The organism is Geobacillus sp. ZGt-1, assembly GCF_001026865.1.
Classification (GTDB): domain Bacteria; phylum Bacillota; class Bacilli; order Bacillales; family Anoxybacillaceae; genus Geobacillus; species Geobacillus thermoleovorans.
The window spans coordinates 616,084-635,308 of the sequence record NZ_LDPD01000023.1 but is presented as its reverse complement, the minus strand read 5'-3'; the positions used below and the strand labels follow the sequence as shown (position 1 = coordinate 635,308).

The window sequence follows — 19,225 nt, the reverse complement described above, 5'->3', positions numbered from 1 at the left end:
CTCTTTACTATTTCATTATTTTGTTATATCGTATAACCATTAGGTGGTCAGACCAGTGGATGAAGCGAAGGAGAGGGGTCATTGTATCAAAGAGGAGAACGTGTATGCCGAGACGTTAAAACATATCCGCCGCATGATGGCGGAAGACAACTTAGCCCCTGGCGACAAGCTGCCGTCGGAGCGCGAGCTGGCCGAACGGCTCGGCGTCGGGCGTTCATCGGTGCGCGAGGCGTTGCGGGCGCTTGAATTTCTCGGCTTGATTGAAACGCGGCGCGGCGAGGGGAGGTATAGGCGTGAGGTCGGCAGCCACCAGCTGATCGACCTGTTGGCGATGTTTTTGTTGGAAAACGAACGGGCGAAGGCCGATTTGGCGGAAACAAAATGGCTCATCGAGCGCCTGTTGCTTGCCCTTGCGTGTCGGCGCCGGAGCGCGGAGGACGTAGACGAGTTGAAAAAAATCGTTCGTCAAAAACCGATTGATTTCGCGCGGTTTTTCGAGACGGTGGTGGAAGCAGCTGGCAATGTTTTGCTCGCCCGCATTTGGCGGGTGCTGTCGGGGTTTGCCGCTTCATTTGCGCCCGAGCCGCCCCTTGCCGACGCCGGTTATGAACAGTTGCTTGCCGCTTTGGAAAGGCAAGATCCGGCGGAGACTGTCGCCGTTTGGGAGGCGCAACGGCCTTCGCCGTTGTCGAAACAGGCCGGACATCGTTTGACAAACAATGATGTCCATTTTCGATAAAGTAGTAGAGAGGCGAAAACGCAAAGGAGGGGCTCCCTCGTGTGGAAAGACTTGTTTGTGAAAAAGAAAAAGTATGCACCGCTGCCTTCAGAACAAGCGAGGCATGAAGTGCCGGAAGGCGTGATGACGAAATGTCCGCAATGCAAGAAAATTATGTATACAAAAGAGTTGATCAAAAATTTGCGCGTTTGCCTAAGCTGCGGCTACCATCATCCGATGCCGGCGCGTGAACGGATTGCAAGCCTTCTTGATGACGGCAGCTTCCGCGAGTATGACGCCGATATGATCTCGGTCAATCCGCTCGGCTTTCCGGGCTACATCGAAAAACTGGAAGAAGACCGGCGCAAGTCAGGGCTGAACGAGGCGGTCGTCACCGGCGAAGGGGCGCTTGACGGCCATCCGCTCGTCATTGCTGTCATGGATTCATCGTTTCGCATGGGCAGCATGGGCTCGGTCGTCGGCGAAAAAATCACCCGCGCCGTCGAACGGGCGCACAAACAGCAGATGCCGTTTCTCATTTTCACCGCTTCCGGCGGCGCCCGCATGCAGGAAGGGGTGTTGAGCCTCATGCAAATGGCGAAAACAAGCGCGGCGCTCAAACGGTTCAGCAACGACGGCGGCTTGTTCATCTCCGTCATGACCCACCCGACGACCGGCGGTGTATCGGCGAGTTTCGCCTCGCTTGGGGATTATAACTTTGCCGAGCCGGGGGCGCTCATTGGTTTTGCCGGCCGCCGCGTCATCGAGCAGACGGTGCGCGAAGAGCTGCCGAACGATTTCCAGACGGCGGAGTTTTTGCTGAAGCACGGGCAGCTTGATGCCGTCATTCACCGCCACGAGCTGAAAGAAACGCTTGCGGTCGTCTTGGATCTTCATCAAAAAGGAGGGGAAGAGGGATGGTGGCGGAATTAGAATTCGAAAAGCCGCTTGTCGAGCTGCGCCGCAAAATTCAAGAGTTGAAAGAGTTCATGAAAACGGCGGACGTCGATTTATCGGCGGAAATCGAAAAGCTTGAGGCGCGCCTCGCCAAGCTGGAAAACGAGATTTATGCGAATTTGACGCCGTGGGACCGCGTGCAAATCGCCCGCCACCCGCAGCGGCCGACGACGCTCGATTACATCGAGCGGTTGTTTACGAACTTTCTTGAGTGCCACGGCGACCGCTGCTTTGGCGATGACGAGGCGATCGTCGGCGGCATCGCCAAATACGACGGACTCCCCGTGACGGTCATCGGTCATCAGCGCGGCAAAGATACGAAAGAAAACTTGCGCCGCAACTTTGGCATGCCGCATCCGGAAGGATACCGGAAGGCGTTGCGGCTCATGAAGCAGGCAGAAAAGTTTTCGCGGCCGATCATCTGCTTTATCGACACGAAAGGCGCCTACCCGGGCAAAGCGGCCGAAGAGCGCGGGCAAAGCGAGGCGATCGCCCGCAACTTGTTTGAAATGGCTGGGCTCACGGTGCCTGTCGTCTGCATCGTCATCGGAGAGGGCGGAAGCGGCGGGGCGCTTGCCCTTGGCGTCGGCAATCATATCCATATGCTTGAAAACTCGACGTACTCGGTCATCTCGCCGGAAGGGGCGGCGGCGATTTTGTGGAAAGACGCCTCATTGGCGCAGCGGGCGGCGGAAACGATGAAAATCACCGCTCATGACTTAAAGGCGCTCGGCGTCATCGATGAAATCATTCCAGAAGTCAAAGGCGGCGCTCATCGCAACGCCGACGAGCAGGCAAAAGAAATTGACCGCGTGCTGCGCCGTTCGCTCAAACAGCTGTTGGCGCTTGACGGCGAAGAGCTCGTCCGGCAGCGCTATGAAAAATTTAAACAAATGGGCCAAGTGTCGTTTTTGCCGGAAACGATTCGGGCAAGATAAGGAAAAAGCTGTCTCCGTCGTGGGACAGCTTTGTTCTATCGTGAAAAAATCCACTTTTGTAAGCCGTTTCAGCGATCGCTTCTATATTGTGTTCCGCTGTTGTTCATGGTACATTAGGGATGTTCAAGAAGACGTATGAGGTCGGACGTGTGCAATTCGATGCAAACGAGGTGGAAATGATGAAACGGATTGGTGTGTTGACAAGCGGCGGCGACTCGCCGGGCATGAATGCGGCCATTCGCGCTGTCGTCCGCAAAGCGATTTACCATGGGGTGGAAGTGTACGGAATCTACCACGGGTATGCCGGGTTGATCGCCGGCAATATCAAAAAACTGGAAGTCGGGGACGTCGGGGACATCATCCATCGCGGCGGCACCATCCTTTATACCGCGCGCTGCCCGGAGTTTAAGACGGAAGAAGGACAGAAAAAGGGGATCGAGCAGCTGAAAAAGCACGGCATTGAAGGGCTGGTCGTCATCGGCGGCGACGGGTCGTATCAAGGGGCGAAAAAATTGACGGAGCACGGCTTCCCGTGCGTCGGCGTGCCCGGGACGATCGACAACGACATTCCAGGCACCGATTTTACGATCGGTTTTGACACCGCGCTCAATACGGTCATTGACGCCATTGACAAAATCCGCGACACGGCGACGTCGCATGAGCGGACGTACGTCGTCGAAGTGATGGGCCGCCATGCCGGCGATATTGCGCTATGGTCGGGGCTTGCCGGAGGGGCGGAGACGATTTTGATTCCGGAAGCGGACTACGACATGGACGACATCATCGCTCGCTTGAAGCGCGGCCATGAACGCGGCAAAAAACACAGCATCATCATCGTCGCCGAGGGAGTCGGCAGCGGCGTCGACTTCGGCCGGCAAATTCAAGAGGCGACCGGCTTTGAGACGCGCGTGACGGTGCTTGGCCACGTGCAGCGCGGCGGATCGCCGACGGCGTTTGACCGCGTGTTAGCGAGCCGCCTCGGCGCCCGTGCGGTCGAGCTGCTCCTTGAAGGCAAAGGCGGCCGCTGCGTTGGCATTCAAAACAACCAAATCGTTGACCATGACATTGCCGAAGCGTTGGCGAAAACACATACGGTCGATCAGCGGATGTATACATTGTCGAAAGAGCTGTCGATTTAATTCCCGAGGGGAAAGGAAGAAGAAGTGATGAAGCGGAAAACGAAAATCGTCTGTACGATCGGGCCGGCAAGCGAGAGCGTAGACAAGCTCGTGCAATTGATCGAAGCGGGGATGAACGTGGCGCGCCTCAACTTTTCGCACGGAGATCATGAGGAACACGGGCGGCGCATCGCCAACATTCGCGAGGCGGCGAGGCGGACGGGCCAAACGGTCGCCATTTTGCTCGATACGAAAGGCCCGGAAATCCGCACGCACAATATGGAGAACGGCGCCGTCGAACTGAAGGAAGGGGCAAAGCTCATCATTTCGATGAGCGAAGTGCTCGGCACGCCGGAAAAAATTTCTGTCACCTATCCGGGGCTGATCGATGATGTGTCCGTTGGTTCGAAAATTTTGCTGGACGACGGGTTGATCGGCCTTGAAGTCAACGCGGTCGACAAGCAAGCTGGAGAAATTGTCACGACCGTCTTAAACAGCGGTGTGCTCAAAAACAAAAAAGGGGTCAATGTCCCCGGCGTGCGTGTCAATTTGCCGGGCATCACCGAGAAGGACCGAGCCGATATTTTATTTGGCATCCGCCAAGGCATCGACTTCATCGCCGCCTCGTTTGTGCGACGGGCGTCTGATGTGCTCGAAATCCGCGAGCTGCTCGAGGCGAATGACGCCTTACATATCCAAATTATCGCGAAAATTGAAAATGAAGAAGGCGTCGCCAACATCGATGAAATTTTGGAAGCCGCCGATGGCCTCATGGTGGCGCGCGGCGACCTTGGCGTTGAGATTCCGGCTGAGGAAGTGCCTCTCATTCAAAAAATGCTCATTAAAAAGTGCAACATGCTTGGCAAACCGGTCATCACGGCGACGCAAATGCTCGACTCGATGCAGCGCAATCCGCGGCCGACGCGGGCTGAGGCGAGCGATGTCGCCAACGCCATTTTTGACGGCACCGACGCCGTCATGCTTTCCGGAGAAACCGCAGCCGGCCAGTATCCGGTCGAAGCGGTAAGGACGATGCACCAAATCGCGCTCCGCACCGAGCAGGCGTTGGAGCATCGCGACATTTTGTCCCAGCGCACGAAAGAGAGCCGAACGACGATCACCGATGCCATCGGCCAATCGGTCGCCCACACAGCGCTCAATTTGGATGTCGCGGCGATCGTGACGCCGACGGTGAGCGGAAAAACGCCGCAGATGGTGGCGAAATACCGCCCGAAAGCCCCGATCATCGCGGTGACATCAAACGAAGCGGTCTCGCGGCGGCTGGCGCTCATTTGGGGCGTGTATACGAAAGAAGCACCGCATGTCAATACAACCGATGAAATGCTCGATGTGGCGGTCGACGCAGCAGTGCGCTCCGGCTTGGTGAAGCACGGCGACTTGGTCGTCATCACGGCCGGCGTGCCGGTCGGCGAAACGGGATCGACGAACTTAATGAAAGTGCACGTCATCAGCGACTTGCTTGCCAAAGGGCAAGGCATCGGCCGCAAGTCGGCATTCGGCAAGGCGGTCGTCGCCAAAACGGCAGAAGAGGCGTGCCGAAAAATGGTAGAGGGCGGCATTTTAGTCACCATCAGCACCGATGCCGATATGATGCCGGCGATCGAAAAAGCGGCGGCGATCATCACCGAGGAAGGCGGGTTGACGAGCCATGCGGCGGTCGTCGGCTTAAGCCTTGGCATTCCGGTCGTCGTCGGGGTGGAAAATGCCACAAGCTTGTTTAAAGATGGGCAAGAGATCACGGTCGATGGCGGCTTTGGCGCCGTCTACCGCGGCCATGCGAGCGTGTTGTAACGGACGTTGCAGCAAAACAGGGTGTCCCAAAAGCAGCGGGACACCCTTTCGCATCGTCCTATATACCCATTAAACATCTTTGTGAAACGAAAGATTGTATTCCTATTATAGAAAGCCGAGCTTTTGAGACAGCTCCCTTCGATTACGTGGCCGGCTTGCCGATAATAAAGCGCCAAAGATCACGAAAAACATTGGCGCTATGGAGCGTGCGGATGATGACAAGCGCGACGGGGCCGGCAATCAAGCCGAGAAAGCCGAGCAGTTTGAAGCCGACGAACAAGGCGATGAGCGTCGCGAGCGGATCGAGGCCGATCGTTGAAGAAAGCACTTTCGGCTCCATGATTTGCCGTTGGACGAGGACGACGACATACAGCACGCCCAATCCGATGGCAAACGGAATGTCGCCGCTAGCCATGGTGTAAATGATCCAAGGAACAAATACAATCCCCGTTCCCAAATATGGCAAAAGATCGACGAACCCGATGATCAATGCGATCGTAATGGCGTAATCGACGCGCAAAATAAGCAAGCCGATCAACACGATGACCGTCGTAATCGAAATGAGCGTCGCCTGCGCTTTGATAAAGCCAAACAGCGCCCGCTTTAAATCAAGAAACACCGTTTTTCCGCTTGTGCGGGCTTTCGTCGGCAGCCATTGCTGCGCCATGCGCATCAGACGGTGCCAGTCTTTGCTGATGAAAAACGTCGCCAACAGCGAAAAAATAAACACGGTCGCGGCATTCGGCAGCCAGGCGAGAAGCTGCGGAATGTTTTGCAGGATGCTCTGGACAAATTCACCAACCGTCGTCCCAATTTTTTTTCCGACGGCTTGAATGTTTTGCATAATCGTATCCTGTTGGGTGGCGCTTAAACTTTTAAACATCCCGGCCAAATCTTTGTAAATCGGGATGATTTGGTCGGCGACGAACGTCTCCATGTACGTGATCAATGCTTGAAATTTTTCCGGCACGACGCGGGCTAAATATTGCGTTCCCGAAACGATTTCGGCAACAAGAAGCGTGACCAAGCCGGCGACCGCGGCAAACAACATGATGAGCGTGACGCTGACCGCGAGCCAGCGCGGCATTTTCGCTTTCCGCTCCAAAGCATCGACGAGCGGGTTGATGATCATCGCGATGAAAAAGGCGATGATGAACGGATACGTCACCGTCGCGATGTAGTACATAGCGATGGCGCCGAGCGCGACAGCGGCGATGACAAGAAAAAAGCGCAAAAAGCGATCAACATAAACTCGGGACAATGTTTCACCTCCAACGACGTTCCATATTGATATATTACACGTTTTCTTACGGGGAAGCAAAAAGACAAGTTTCATAGGAAAGGACGGACGACCGTGAACGAACCGGTGTTGTTTTTATTGTTGTTGCTTGCGCTCGGCTTTCTTGCGAAAAACAAGTCGCTTATTGTCGCCATCGTTGTGCTGTTGGCCATCAAACTTGTCGGCTTGGATCAAAAAGTGCTGCCGATCATTCAGTCCAAAGGGATCAACTGGGGAGTGACGGTCATTACGATCGCCGTGCTCGCTCCCATCGCTTCTGGGGAGATCGGCTTTCGGCAGCTTGTCGGCTCTCTGCAGTCGTTGTCGGCCTGGGTGGCGCTCGCATCTGGCATTTTTGTCGCCTTGATCGCCAAAAATGGAGTAACGCTCCTTGCCAATGACCCGCATATGACCGCCGCGCTTGCATTCGGCACCATCCTCGCGGTTTCGCTGTTTCATGGGGTGGCGGTTGGTCCATTGATCGGCGCTGGCATTGCCTATACGGTCATCAAAATGGTAGAATATTTTTGATCATCAGGCGGTGTGTGGGATCCTCCGTTTTGAGATGAATCGATTTCCATTTTATTCCTGATCATCATTTCTTTTGACGTGTGACAGCTGACAAAAGTCTGATAATTGTTTATAATAATAAACGTGAGTGAGTTTTCGGCCAAGCATTGTGCAGCTGTTGCGACGGGGCGGTTGTCGTCGGCGTCATGTAAGCACTTTCGCGCGCGCGTTTGTTTTTGCCTCCATTTCGAGCAAGCGCTCATCGGCCATCGGTCGTTATGGCCGGAACTTATGAAGAGAAGGGGAGATTGAACATGACAGTAACCCGTGGGTTAGAGGGAGTTGTGGCCACAACTTCAAGCATCAGTTCGATCATCGATGACACGTTGACGTATGTCGGTTATGACATTGACGATTTAGCCGAAAACGCTTCCTTCGAAGAAGTCGTTTATTTGCTTTGGCATCGCGAACTGCCGACGAAAGAGCAGCTTGAGGAATTAAAGAAACAGTTGGCGGAAAACGCTGAAATTCCAAATGAAATCATTGAACACTTCAAGCTGTATCCGATTGACAAGGTGCATCCGATGGCGGCTTTGCGCACCGCGGTATCGCTTCTCGGCTTGTATGACGAAGAGGCGGATGTGATGACGAAAGAGGCGAATTATCGGAAAGCCATTCGCCTGCAGGCGAAAATCCCGACGATTGTCACCGCCTTCGCCCGCGTGCGCAAAGGGTTGGAACCGGTTGCGCCGCGCAAAGATTTGAGCTTTGCTGCCAATTTCTTGTACATGCTGACCGGCAAAGAACCAGACGACATCGCCACGGAAGCGTTCAACAAGGCGCTCGTGCTGCATGCCGACCACGAGTTGAACGCGTCGACGTTCACGGCGCGCGTCTGCGTAGCCACGCTGTCCGATATTTATTCCGGCATCACGGCGGCGATCGGAGCCTTGAAAGGGCCGCTTCACGGCGGGGCGAACGAAGCGGTGATGAAAATGTTGACGGAAATCGGCACGGTCGACAACGTCGAGCCATACATCCGCAGAAAGCTCGCCAACAAAGAAAAAATTATGGGCTTTGGCCATCGCGTTTACCGAAAAGGCGACCCGCGCGCCAAACATTTGAAAAAAATGTCGGAAAAACTGACGAAGCTCGTCGGCGAGCCGCATTGGTATGAAATGTCGACAAAGATTGAAGAAATCGTCACATTGGAAAAAGCGCTGCCGCCGAACGTTGACTTTTATTCCGCCTCGGTTTACCATTGTTTAGGAATCGATCATGATTTGTTTACGCCGATTTTTGCCGTCAGCCGCACCTCGGGATGGTTGGCTCACATCTTGGAACAATACGACAACAACCGTCTCATCCGTCCGCGCGCTGAGTACACCGGCCCAGGCAAGCGGGCGTACGTGCCGATCGACGAGCGCGGCTAAAACAAGTGGACAAGGCGGTGAAGGCGCGCCTTCACGCCTTTTTATAAAAAAACTGCATTGGGGGTTTTGCTCGTGACGCAAGGAGAAAAAATTACAGTCCAAAATGGTGTGCTCAACGTTCCGAACAACCCGATCATTCCGTTCATCGAGGGGGATGGAACCGGCCCGGACATTTGGGCGGCCGCTTCGCGCGTGCTCGAAGCAGCGGTGGAAAAAGCGTACAAAGGTGAGAAAAAAATCGTCTGGAAGGAAGTGCTCGCTGGTGAAAAAGCGTACAAGCTGACGGGCAGCTGGCTTCCGGATGAAACGCTTGAGACGATCCGCGAATACATAATCGCCATTAAAGGGCCGTTGACGACGCCGGTCGGCGGCGGCATCCGCTCGCTGAACGTAGCGCTCCGCCAAGAGCTCGACCTGTTTGTCTGCTTGCGCCCGGTTCGCTACTTCCCAGGCGTTCCGTCGCCGGTGAAACGCCCGGAAGACACCGATATGGTCATTTTCCGGGAAAACACGGAAGACATCTACGCTGGCATTGAATATGCCAAAGGCACGCCGGAAGTGAAAAAAGTCATCGACTTTTTGCAAAACGAAATGGGCGTGCGCAAAATCCGCTTCCCGGAAACGTCCGGCATCGGCATTAAACCGATTTCCGAACAAGGGACGAAACGGCTTGTGCGCGCGGCGATCAACTACGCGATCGAACACGGCCGCAAGTCGGTGACGCTCGTTCATAAAGGAAACATTATGAAATTCACCGAAGGCGCGTTTAAAAACTGGGGTTATGAATTGGCGGAGGAAGAATTCGCCGACAAAGTGTTCACGTGGGCGCAATACGACCGAATCGTTGAAACGGAAGGCAAGGAAGCGGCGAACAAAGCGCTTGCTGATGCGGAAGCGTCCGGCAAAATCATTATCAAAGATGTCATCGCCGACATCTTCCTGCAACAAATTTTGACGCGTCCGCGCGAATTTGACGTCATCGCGACGATGAACTTAAACGGCGACTACATTTCCGACGCGCTGGCCGCTCAAGTCGGCGGCATCGGCATCGCGCCGGGGGCCAACATCAACTACGAAACCGGCCACGCGATTTTCGAAGCGACGCACGGCACGGCGCCGAAATACGCAGGGCTTGACAAAGTCAACCCGTCGTCCGTCATTCTCTCGGGCGTCATGATGTTTGAGCATCTTGGTTGGAACGAAGCAGCGAAATTGATCATCAAAGCGATGGAGAAAACCATCGCCGCGAAAATCGTCACGTATGACTTCGCCCGCCTGATGGAAGGGGCGACGGAAGTGAAATGCTCCGAATTTGCTGATGCGCTCATCCGCAATATGGACTAACCTTTGAAGGAAAGGGATGGCAAACGATGGCGATGAAACGGAAAAAAATCTCGGTGATCGGCGCCGGATTCACGGGGGCGACGACGGCGTTCCTTTTGGCGCAAAAAGAGCTCGGCGACGTCGTGTTGGTCGATATTCCGCAGCTTGAGAACCCAACGAAAGGGAAGGCGCTCGATATGCTCGAGGCAAGCCCGGTGCTCGGCTTTGACGCGAATATCATCGGCACATCGGATTACGCTGACACAGCCGATTCCGACATCGTCGTCATCACAGCAGGCATCGCCCGCAAGCCGGGCATGAGCCGCGACGATTTGGTGACGACGAACCAAAAAATTATGAAGCAAGTGACGAAGGAAGTCGTCAAGTACTCGCCGAACTGCTACATCATCGTCTTGACGAACCCGGTCGATGCGATGACGTATACGGTCTTTAAGGAATCCGGATTCCCGAAAAACCGCGTCATCGGCCAGTCGGGAGTCTTGGATACGGCGCGCTTCCGCACGTTCGTCGCCGAGGAGCTGAACATTTCGGTAAAAGATGTCACTGGGTTTGTTTTAGGCGGCCATGGCGATGACATGGTGCCGCTCGTCCGCTACTCGTACGCCGGCGGCATTCCGCTCGAAAAACTCATTCCGAAAGATCGTTTGGACGCCATCGTTGAGCGGACGCGCAAAGGCGGCGGTGAAATCGTCAACCTGCTCGGCAACGGCAGCGCCTACTACGCACCGGCCGCCTCGCTTGTCGAAATGGTCGAAGCGATTTTGAAAGACCAGCGCCGCATTTTGCCGGCGATCGCCTACCTTGAAGGCGAATACGGCTATGAAGGCATTTATTTGGGCGTGCTGACGATCCTCGGCGGCAACGGCATCGAGAAAGTGATCGAGCTCGAGCTGACCGAAGAGGAAAAAGCGGCGCTCGCCAAATCCGTCGAATCCGTTAAAAATGTCATGCGCATGCTGGAATAGCGGCGAGGCAAAAATTCGGGCATTGCCCCGGATTTTTGCCCACAGTCAATGAAAGCGCTTTCTAGACAACGAAGGGGTGGGAACATGTTGAAAAAACGAAAGCTCGGGAGACGGATCGGGGAAATTCAAGCGGGGGAAAAGCTCGTGTTCCAAGCCGCCATCGAAGACAAAGACTTGCTTCTTTATCTTGGGCTGACGGATGATGCCAATCCGCTCTATATCCAGCATGATTATGCTTCACAGACGCCGTTTGGAAAACCGGTCGTGCCGCCGGTCATGTTGACGGGGATGATCACTTCCGCGGTCTCCAAATATTTGCCGGGCCCGGGCAGCTACATTACGCGGCAGGATCTTCGCTTTCTCCGCCCAGTTTATCATTATGAAACGCTCGAATTTTTGCTCGAAGTCGCCGATGTCGATGAGGCGGGCCATTGCGTGACGTTGTCCGTCATGGCGACGCGCGGTGCGGAGACGGTGCTTGACGGAACGCTGTCTGTCTGCCCGCCGCATACGTTGCCGCGCCTAGACGGGCGGGTGCTCGAGAACTTTTGACCTCATGTTGAAAGCAGTCCCCCACTTCGAAACAAAGGGGGAGTTTCATGCCGCTTTCCGCCAAAGGAAGCCAGCCAAACGCGAGGGGCAGTTTTCCGAGGGCAACCTGTCCGCAGGAAAACGCCCTTTTTTCTTTTTTTTGTCCGAATCAAGGCGTCAATTGTGGTATCATAAAGGCAGAAACCATTGGACGGGATGGAGGAGCGGCATGGGACGAAAAATTTTAGTTGTCGATGACGAACAGCCGATTGTGACTCTGTTGTCGTACAATTTGGAGAAAGCCGGATTTCACGTCGTGACCGCTCACGATGGCGAAGAGGCGCTCGTGAAAGTAGCGTCCGAGCAGCCGGCGCTCATTATTTTGGACTTGATGCTGCCGAAGCTTGACGGCGTTGATGTGTGCAAGCGGCTTCGCCAGCAGCAAATCATGACGCCGATTTTAATGTTGACGGCTCGCGATGATGAATTTGACAAAGTGCTTGGTCTTGAGCTTGGCGCCGACGACTATATGACAAAGCCGTTCAGCCCGCGCGAAGTCATTGCCCGCGTCAAGGCGATTTTGCGCCGCACGGAGATCGTTCAGCCGGCGGCTGAATCGAGCGAGCGGCTTGTTGTTGGCGATCTGGAAATTTTTCCGGAACGCTATGAAGCAACGATCGACGGCAAGCCGCTTGAGCTGACGCCGAAAGAGTTTGAGTTGCTCCTTTATTTGGCTCGCCATAAAGGGCGGGTGTTGACGCGCGACCAGCTGCTCAGCGCCGTGTGGAACTACGAGTTTGCCGGCGATACACGCATTGTCGACGTCCATATCAGCCACTTGCGCGAGAAGATCGAAACCGATACGAAAAAACCGATGTACATTAAAACGGTGCGCGGCCTTGGCTACAAGTTGGAGGAACCGAAGCGGCATGAATAGCTTCCGCACCCGCCTTTTGTTTTGGCTCGTGACGCTCATCGCCACGGTGTTGATCGCCCTCGGGCTTTTGCTCGGGCAATTGCTGAAAGATTTTTACGCCGAGACGATGAACAAACGGATGGAAAAAGAGGCCCAAGCGCTTGCGATTTTGCTTGAAAATGAACCGCTCGAGCAAATCCGCGCCGATTTGCAGGAAATGGGGAATGAGCTGTCGTCCCGCATCACCGTGCTCGATAAAGAAGAACGGGTGCGGTTTGACAGCGGTCGCGTCGCAGCGATCAGCGACAAAGACCATGAGCGCATCGTCCGCGCGATTTTGCGCAAAAAGCAGTTTCCCCGCTTTTCCGTGATTGAAAAAACAAACGACGTCTATTACTACATCGTCCCGTACGAGCGCGGTGAACGGAGCGGGTACGTCGTTTTAAGCACACCGACGAGCTCACTCCAAAAAGTAAACGAGCAAATTTGGGGCGTGCTCACGAGCAGCCTCGGGATGGCGCTCGTTGTCATCATCGCCCTCGTCTGGAAAATCGCCAATCAATATATGAAGCCGATTGAAGAAGCGACGAAAGTGGCGTTTGAGCTGGAAAAAGGCAATTACGCCGCCCGTGTGCCCGATGGTGAATATAACGAGGCCGGGATGCTTGTGCGCTCGATCAACCGGCTGGCCCGCCATTTGCAGGAGATGAGCAGGGCGCGGGAAATTCAGACCGATCGTCTTCACACGCTCATTGAAAACGTCGGCAGCGGTCTGTTGTTTATTGACCACCGCGGACATATTTCTCTCATCAATCGGGCGTTCCAGACTCAGTTTCATCTCGATCCGTCGGATTGTTTGTACCGTCCGTACGCCGATGTGCTGCCGCACCGCGACATCGTCCGGTTTATCGATGATATTTTCATCACCGAGACGACGATGCGCCGGCATATGCGGCTGACGATTGGCATCGAGCGGAAACATTTCGATGTATACGGGGCTCCCATCATTGGCACGAACGCCGAATGGAAAGGGATTGTCGTCGTGTTTCACGACATTACGGAGCTGAAGCGTCTTGAGCAAATCCGCAAAGACTTTGTCGCCAACGTTTCGCACGAATTGAAAACGCCGGTGACGTCCATCAAAGGATTCGCCGAAACGCTATTGGATGGCGCTATGAAGGATGAAGCGGCGCTCGAACATTTTTTGACCATCATCTTAAAAGAAAGCGAACGGCTGCAAACGCTCGTTGAGGAACTGTTGGACTTGTCGAAAATCGAGCAGCACGGATTTCAGCTGCAACTCGAAGACGTGGATATCGCTCAAGTCATCGCCGAAGCGGCTGCTGTGTTTCGCCAAAAAGCGGCGGAAAAACAAATTGATTTGCATATCGAATCGCCATCCGGGCTTGTCATCCGTGGTGACAGAAATCGGATGAAGCAAATTTTGCTGAACTTGCTCGCCAACGCCATCACGTATACGCCGGAGCACGGACGGGTCGCTGTCGAGGCGGAAGAGACGAAGAAAGAAGTGCTGATCCATGTGAAAGACACCGGAATCGGCATTGAGGAAAAAGAAATCCCGCGCATTTTTGAGCGTTTTTACCGCGTCGACAAGGCGCGCAGCCGCGATTCCGGCGGAACGGGGTTGGGCCTGGCGATTGTGAAACATTTGGTTGAGGCTCACCATGGATATATTACCGTAGCGAGCAAAGTGGGGCGCGGCACCGTGTTCACGATCCATTTTCCAAAGCCGGGGCGGTAGCCGGCTTCTTTTGATCATCTCCAACTGAGAAGCCTGCCATTTTTCAGCGTGAGCGTGAGCACGGGATGAATCGGCGCCTCCCATCATGGTGGGAGAGCGTTCAAGGCAAGCCGCAGGCATGGTACAATAGGACAAGGAAGCATCCGAGGAGGGATGAGATTGAAAAAAAAGCTTGTTTTAATCGACGGCAGCAGCGTGGCGTACCGCGCCTTTTTCGCCTTGCCGCTTTTGCATAACGACAAAGGCATCCATACGAACGCCGTCTACGGGTTTACGATGATGTTGAATAAAATTTTGGCGGAAGAAGAGCCAACTCATATGCTTGTCGCGTTTGACGCCGGGAAAACGACGTTCCGGCATGAAGCGTTTCAAGAGTATAAAGGTGGGCGCCAGCAGACGCCACCGGAGCTGTCGGAGCAGTTTCCGCTGTTGCGCGAGCTGCTGAGGGCGTATCGCATCCCCGCCTATGAACTCGAGAACTACGAAGCGGACGATATTATCGGAACGCTTGCCGCCCGCGCTGAGCAGGAAGGGTTTGAGGTGAAAGTCATTTCCGGCGACCGCGATCTGACCCAGCTCGCCTCCCCCCATGTGACGGTGGACATTACGAAAAAAGGGATTACCGATATCGAACCGTACACGCCGGAGGCGGTCCGCGAAAAATACGGCTTAACTCCGGAACAAATCGTTGATTTGAAAGGATTGATGGGCGACAAATCGGACAACATTCCCGGAGTGCCGGGCATCGGGGAAAAGACGGCGGTCAAGCTGCTCAAGCAATTCGGCACGGTCGAAAACGTGCTTGCCTCCATTGACGAGATCAAAGGCGAAAAGTTGAAAGAAACGCTGCGCCAACACCGGGAGATGGCGCTGTTAAGCAAAAAGCTCGCCGCCATTCGCCGCGACGCCCCGGTCGAGCTCTCGCTTGATGACATCGTCTATCAAGGGGAAGACCGGGAGAAAGTGGTCGCTTTATTTAAAGAGCTTGGGTTTCAATCGTTTTTAGAGAAAATGGAATCGCCGTCATCAGAAGAGGAAAAACCGCTTGCCAAGATGGCATTTACGCTTGCTGACCGCGTGACGGAGGAGATGCTTGCCGACAAGGCGGCGCTTGTCGTTGAAGTGGTCGAGGAAAATTATCATGATGCGCCGATCGTCGGCATCGCTGTGGTCAACGAACATGGACGGTTTTTCCTGCGCCCGGAGACGGCGCTTGCCGATCCGCAGTTTGTCGCCTGGCTTGGTGATGAAACGAAGAAAAAAAGCATGTTTGACTCAAAGCGCGCGGCAGTCGCCTTGAAATGGAAAGGAATTGAGCTATGCGGCGTTTCCTTTGATTTATTGCTGGCCGCCTATTTGCTTGATCCGGCGCAAGGTGTTGATGATGTGGCTGCCGCAGCAAAAATGAAGCAATACGAAGCGGTGCGCCCGGATGAAGCGGTGTATGGCAAAGGGGCGAAGCGGGCCGTGCCGGATGAGCCAGTGCTCGCCGAGCATCTCGTCCGCAAGGCGGCGGCGATTTGGGCGCTCGAACGGCCGTTTTTGGATGAGCTGCGCCGCAACGAACAAGATCGGTTGCTCGTCGAGCTCGAGCAGCCGTTGTCTTCGATTTTGGCGGAAATGGAATTTGCCGGAGTGAAAGTGGATACGAAGCGGCTCGAACAGATGGGCGAAGAGCTCGCCGAGCAGCTGCGCACGGTCGAGCAGCGCATTTATGAGCTCGCCGGCCAAGAATTCAACATCAATTCACCGAAACAGCTCGGCGTCATTTTATTTGAAAAACTGCAGCTGCCCGTCTTGAAAAAAACGAAAACCGGCTACTCCACTTCGGCGGATGTGCTTGAAAAACTTGCGCCTTATCACGAGATCGTGGAAAACATTTTGCATTACCGCCAGCTTGGCAAGTTGCAGTCGACGTATATTGAAGGATTGCTGAAAGTCGTGCGACCCGATACAAAGAAGGTGCATACGATTTTCAATCAGGCGTTGACGCAAACCGGACGGCTCAGCTCGACGGAGCCGAACTTGCAAAACATTCCGATTCGGCTTGAGGAAGGACGGAAAATCCGCCAAGCGTTCGTGCCGTCGGAGTCTGATTGGCTCATTTTCGCTGCCGACTACTCGCAAATTGAGTTGCGCGTCCTCGCCCATATTGCGGAAGATGACAATTTAATGGAAGCGTTCCGCCGCGATTTGGATATCCATACGAAAACAGCGATGGACATTTTCCAAGTGAGCGAGGACGAAGTGACGCCCAACATGCGCCGTCAGGCGAAGGCGGTCAACTTTGGGATCGTTTACGGGATCAGTGATTACGGCTTGGCGCAAAACTTAAATATTTCACGCAAAGAGGCCGCTGAATTCATCGAGCGCTACTTCGAAAGCTTCCCTGGCGTGAAGCGGTATATGGAAAACATTGTGCAAGAAGCAAAACAGAAAGGGTATGTGACGACGCTGCTGCATCGGCGCCGCTATTTGCCGGATATCACGAGCCGCAACTTCAACGTCCGCAGCTTTGCTGAACGGATGGCGATGAACACGCCGATTCAAGGGAGCGCCGCTGACATTATTAAAAAGGCGATGATCGATCTGAACGCCAGACTGAAGGAAGAGCGGCTGCAAGCGCGCCTTTTGCTACAGGTGCATGACGAGCTCATTTTGGAGGCGCCGAAAGAAGAGATGGAGCGGCTGTGCCGGCTCGTTCCGGAAGTGATGGAGCAAGCGGTCACACTTCGCGTGCCGCTCAAAGTCGATTACCATTATGGCTCGACGTGGTATGACGCGAAATAAAAAGGAGTCTTGGTGTGGATCGCCGGCACCCCTAAAAGGCCGGTGATTTAAGGGGAAATACTGCTCTCCAACAGTGTTTCGAAAAACCTTGCAACACCATCACTTCATTCCTTGTGATTTCTCATAAATCAAGCGAATCCATTGTTTTTCATCAGCCTTCTAAGAAGGCCTGTGATGGAATGAAAAAGCAGTTTCACAACGACTCTTCTCCAGTTGAGAAGCCTTGGGACATCGAGTCGTCCTTCTCAACCAACATGACCGATTTTGCGAAAATCAGCGTTTCTCACCGGCCTTCTAGGCAGAATCTTTCGGTGCGACGATTCTCGGCTGCAACTCGATGAATTGGAGCGAAACAGCTGCCGCCCCATGGAGAATCTTTCTCTCGGCGGATGAACCGGCGTCAATGCGAAAGCGTCGGCGGGAACGATGCAGGAAAACGGAGGAAAGGGGGGATCGCCATGCCGGAATTGCCGGAGGTGGAAACGATCCGTCGTACGCTTTTGCCGCTTATTGTCGGAAAAACGATTGAGGATGTGCGCATCTTTTGGCCGAACATCATCCGCCATCCGCGAGACCCCGAGGAGTTTGCGGCAAGAATGATCGGACAGACGGTGCGTGGTTTGGAACGGAGAGGGAAGTTTTTGAAATTCCTGCTCGACCGCGATGCACTCATTTCCCATTTGCGCATGGAAGGGCGCTACGCCGTTGCTTCTGCCCTCGAGCCGCTCGAACCGCATACGCACGTCGTGTTTTGCTTCACGGACGGCAGCGAACTCCGTTACCGCGACGTGCGCAAGTTCGGAACGATGCACGTTTATGCCAAAGAAGAAGCTGACCGTCGGCCGCCGCTTGCTGAGCTTGGGCCGGAGCCGCTTTCCCCGGCGTTTTCCCCAGCTGTATTGGCGGAGCGGGCGGTGAAAACGAAACGGTCGGTCAAAGCGTTGCTCCTTGATCAGACGGTCGTGGCTGGGTTTGGCAATATTTATGTCGACGAATCGCTGTTTCGCGCCGGCATTCTTCCCGGCCGGCCGGCCGCCTCTCTCTCCAGCAAAGAGATCGAGCGCCTGCATGAGGAAATGGTGGCGACGATCGGCGAGGCGGTCATGAAAGGGGGAAGCACGGTGCGCACGTATGTGAACACGCAAGGCGAGGCCGGCACGTTTCAACATCATTTGTACGTGTATGGCCGCCAAGGCAATCCGTGCAAACGATGCGGCACGCCGATTGAAAAAACGGTCGTCGCCGGCCGCGGCACGCATTATTGCCCGCGCTGCCAGCGCTAGGCGGCGTGTAAAAAGGAGAGAGGTTCCATGACGTTGACGATCGGATTGACCGGCGGGATCGCCAGCGGCAAAAGCACGGTGAGCGCGATGATGCGCGAGCTCGGCCTTCCGGTCATTGATGCTGACGAAGCGGCGCGCGCCGTCGTCCGACCGGGGGAAGACGCCTACCGTCAGATTGTCGCCGCCTTCGGTCCGGGCATTTTGCAGACAAATGGAGAGATCGATCGGGCGAAACTCGGGGCGATCGTGTTCAACGACGAAGAAGAACGGAAAAAGCTAAACGCCATCGTTCACCCGGCGGTGCGTCAGAAAATGCTCGCGGAGAAAGAAGCGCTCGTCCGTTCCGGGGCGAAAACGGTCGTATTGGACATTCCGCTTTTATTTGAAAGCGGATTGACATCCTGGGTCGATAAAGTACTTGTCGTGTATGTTGACGATGACATCCAGCTTCGCCGGCTGATGGAGCGGAACGGGTTCACTGAGGAAGAAGCGCGCGCCCGCATTCGCGCTCAATGGCCGCTGGCGGAAAAAATGAAGCGGGCCGACGCGGTCATCAACAATAACGGAACGAGGGAAGAGACACGCCGTCAGCTGTTGGCTATTTTGAAACAATGGGACGCCTTGGAAAAATAGGCGTCTTTTTTGTTCGCTTTCAGTCATTTTGTTCTCCACATTTCCTAAAAATATGATATACTATTTATACAAATATAAGAAAATAGTATAACATATATGAGAGGAGAACAAAGTGAATGAAGGCGAAAGTGGCGATTAACGGTTTCGGACGAATCGGACGGATGGTGTTCCGGCGCGCCATCAATTCCTCTGACCTCGACATTGTGGCGGTGAACGCCAGCTATCCGCCGGAAACG

At 54.5% G+C, this 19,225-nt stretch carries 17 protein-coding genes; 16 read left to right on the top strand and 1 reads right to left on the bottom strand.

Annotated features, from left to right (window positions below; all coding sequences use genetic code 11):
- The first annotated feature begins 55 nt into the window (after nucleotides 1-55).
- The 5 genes from VU18_RS11945 (at nucleotide 56) to pyk (ending at nucleotide 5,543) form a co-directional block, all read left to right on the top strand.
- The gene (locus VU18_RS11945) at nucleotides 56-739 is read left to right on the top strand and encodes a FadR/GntR family transcriptional regulator (protein WP_014196530.1); all 684 of its coding nucleotides are present in this window, start codon (nucleotides 56-58) and stop codon (nucleotides 737-739) included.
- Between the two features lie 39 nt (nucleotides 740-778).
- Nucleotides 779-1,651, top strand: coding sequence for an acetyl-CoA carboxylase, carboxyltransferase subunit beta (gene accD, locus VU18_RS11940; protein WP_014196529.1), 873 nt, complete (start codon nucleotides 779-781; stop codon nucleotides 1,649-1,651).
- On the top strand, nucleotides 1,636-2,613 hold the full coding sequence (gene accA, locus VU18_RS11935) for an acetyl-CoA carboxylase carboxyl transferase subunit alpha (protein ID WP_011232215.1): 978 nt from the start codon (nucleotides 1,636-1,638) through the stop codon (nucleotides 2,611-2,613). The genes accD and accA overlap by 16 nt, the downstream gene beginning before the upstream one ends.
- Before the next feature lie 179 nt (nucleotides 2,614-2,792).
- Nucleotides 2,793-3,752, top strand: coding sequence for a 6-phosphofructokinase (gene pfkA / locus VU18_RS11930; RefSeq protein ID WP_011232214.1), 960 nt, complete (start codon nucleotides 2,793-2,795; stop codon nucleotides 3,750-3,752).
- 27 nt (nucleotides 3,753-3,779) lie between these two features.
- Nucleotides 3,780-5,543: a pyruvate kinase gene (gene pyk / locus VU18_RS11925; protein ID WP_014196527.1), complete on the top strand. Its 1,764-nt coding sequence runs from the start codon at nucleotides 3,780-3,782 to the stop codon at nucleotides 5,541-5,543.
- 142 nt (nucleotides 5,544-5,685) lie between these two features.
- Here the strand turns inward: pyk and ytvI are convergent, their stop codons facing one another.
- Entirely contained in the window at nucleotides 5,686-6,804 is a 1,119-nt protein-coding gene (gene ytvI / locus VU18_RS11920) for a sporulation integral membrane protein YtvI (RefSeq protein ID WP_020278095.1), read from the bottom strand.
- 93 nt (nucleotides 6,805-6,897) lie between these two features.
- Between ytvI and VU18_RS11915 the strand changes: the two genes are divergently transcribed.
- The 11 genes from VU18_RS11915 to VU18_RS20310 all read left to right on the top strand — a co-directional run.
- A complete protein-coding gene (locus VU18_RS11915; protein ID WP_011232211.1) occupies nucleotides 6,898-7,353 on the top strand; it encodes a DUF441 domain-containing protein in 456 nt (151 codons plus the stop codon).
- 293 nt (nucleotides 7,354-7,646) lie between these two features.
- Complete coding sequence (gene citZ / locus VU18_RS11910) at nucleotides 7,647-8,765, top strand: citrate synthase (protein ID WP_033012296.1); 1,119 nt, start codon at nucleotides 7,647-7,649, stop codon at nucleotides 8,763-8,765.
- A gap of 72 nt (nucleotides 8,766-8,837) precedes the next feature.
- Complete coding sequence (gene icd, locus VU18_RS11905; RefSeq protein WP_011232209.1) at nucleotides 8,838-10,109, top strand: NADP-dependent isocitrate dehydrogenase; 1,272 nt, start codon at nucleotides 8,838-8,840, stop codon at nucleotides 10,107-10,109.
- 26 nt (nucleotides 10,110-10,135) lie between these two features.
- Entirely contained in the window at nucleotides 10,136-11,074 is a 939-nt protein-coding gene (gene mdh / locus VU18_RS11900) for a malate dehydrogenase (protein ID WP_014196524.1), read from the top strand.
- Between the two features lie 84 nt (nucleotides 11,075-11,158).
- On the top strand, nucleotides 11,159-11,626 hold the full coding sequence (locus VU18_RS11895) for a MaoC/PaaZ C-terminal domain-containing protein (protein WP_011232207.1): 468 nt from the start codon (nucleotides 11,159-11,161) through the stop codon (nucleotides 11,624-11,626).
- Nucleotides 11,627-11,834: 208 nt separating this feature from the next.
- Nucleotides 11,835-12,542, top strand: coding sequence for a response regulator transcription factor (locus VU18_RS11885; RefSeq protein ID WP_014196523.1), 708 nt, complete (start codon nucleotides 11,835-11,837; stop codon nucleotides 12,540-12,542).
- A complete protein-coding gene (gene pnpS, locus VU18_RS11880; protein WP_014196522.1) occupies nucleotides 12,535-14,283 on the top strand; it encodes a two-component system histidine kinase PnpS in 1,749 nt (582 codons plus the stop codon). Before VU18_RS11885 ends, pnpS begins: the two co-directional genes overlap by 8 nt.
- A 153-nt stretch (nucleotides 14,284-14,436) precedes the next feature.
- The gene (gene polA / locus VU18_RS11875; protein WP_047758145.1) at nucleotides 14,437-17,073 is read left to right on the top strand and encodes a DNA polymerase I; all 2,637 of its coding nucleotides are present in this window, start codon (nucleotides 14,437-14,439) and stop codon (nucleotides 17,071-17,073) included.
- A 458-nt stretch (nucleotides 17,074-17,531) separates the two neighbouring features.
- Nucleotides 17,532-18,356 carry a DNA-formamidopyrimidine glycosylase gene (gene mutM, locus VU18_RS11870; RefSeq protein ID WP_015375584.1) on the top strand — a complete coding sequence of 275 codons (825 nt, stop codon included), beginning with the start codon at nucleotides 17,532-17,534 and terminating at the stop codon, nucleotides 18,354-18,356.
- 27 nt (nucleotides 18,357-18,383) lie between these two features.
- Complete coding sequence (gene coaE, locus VU18_RS11865; protein WP_014196518.1) at nucleotides 18,384-18,989, top strand: dephospho-CoA kinase; 606 nt, start codon at nucleotides 18,384-18,386, stop codon at nucleotides 18,987-18,989.
- A gap of 116 nt (nucleotides 18,990-19,105) precedes the next feature.
- A partial coding sequence (locus VU18_RS20310; protein WP_304413653.1) for a glyceraldehyde 3-phosphate dehydrogenase NAD-binding domain-containing protein occupies nucleotides 19,106-19,225 on the top strand: 120 nt, incomplete at its 3' end.